This window comes from Streptomyces sp. CBMA123 (assembly GCF_014596465.1).
Lineage (GTDB): Bacteria > Actinomycetota > Actinomycetes > Streptomycetales > Streptomycetaceae > Kitasatospora.
In genome coordinates this window covers 1-407 of record NZ_MECK01000578.1, presented here as the reverse complement: position 1 = coordinate 407, position 407 = coordinate 1, and the positions used below count along the sequence as shown (strand labels likewise).

At 81.1% G+C, this 407-nt stretch carries 1 protein-coding gene; it reads left to right on the top strand.

Annotated features, from left to right (window positions below):
• Positions 1–407: DUF6350 family protein (locus BG452_RS37540; protein ID WP_223243304.1), on the top strand; the 407-nt coding region annotated here is incomplete at both ends.

Genomic DNA, 407 nt, shown 5'->3' with positions numbered 1-407 from the left:
GGCCGGCGTGGCCGGGGCGGGCCTGGTCGCGGCGGGCGGGCTGCTGGTGGCGGTGTCGGCGGTGCTGGACGCGGTGTCCGGCGGCGGGCGGGGGATGGCGCTGCTGGGGGGCGGGCCCGTCGCGCTGGTCGGGCTGCTGCTGCTCACCGTGGCGCTGCTGCCGAACGCGGTGCTGTGGGGTGCGGCGTACGCGCTGGGCCCGGGGTTCGAGGTCGGGGCCGGGTCGCTGGTGTCGCCGGGCGGTACGCGGCTCGGTCCGGTGCCGGACTTCCCGCTGTTCGCCCTGCTGCCGCAGGAGGGCCCGGGCGGCTGGCGGCTGGCGGCGCTGCTGCTGCCGCTGCTGGCGGGGCTGGTGCCGGCGGTCCTGATCGGCCGCGCGGCGGCGAGCCGGACCGCCGCCGAGCCGT